At 62.8% G+C, this 288-nt stretch carries 1 protein-coding gene; it reads right to left on the bottom strand.

The features are described 5' to 3' along the window. The coding region (locus tag B3T59_RS16470; protein ID WP_287004344.1) for a phosphoribosyltransferase at positions 1-205 on the bottom strand (205 nt) is incomplete at its 3' end. Positions 206-288: the final 83 nt, after the last annotated feature.

Here is a 288-nt window from a genome sequence, read left to right as displayed (position 1 = left end):
TGTAGAACTCGACGTTGAGCGAGAGCATCAGCTTGCAGTCGAGGGCGTATGCCATTGCCCCGGCGGGGATGAGGCCGCCGCGGGCTATCCCGATGATGATGTCGGGGACGTAGCCGTCGTCGGCGACCATCTGAGCAAGCTCGCGGCATGCGACGCCGTTGAGTTCCCAGGTGAGGATTTCGCGCTCCTGCGCGGGCGAGTTCATAGATGACAACTCTGCCAAGTCTGCGGCTGCCGCACACCTCGGATGGGTCACTGGCCGTCGGTCGGTATGCTCTACAGACCATG

It is taken from the genome of Gordonia sp. UBA7860, assembly GCF_002500165.1.
Taxonomy (GTDB): Bacteria; Actinomycetota; Actinomycetes; order Mycobacteriales; family Mycobacteriaceae; genus Gordonia; species Gordonia sputi.
This window is presented reverse-complemented; position numbering and strand designations above follow the sequence as displayed.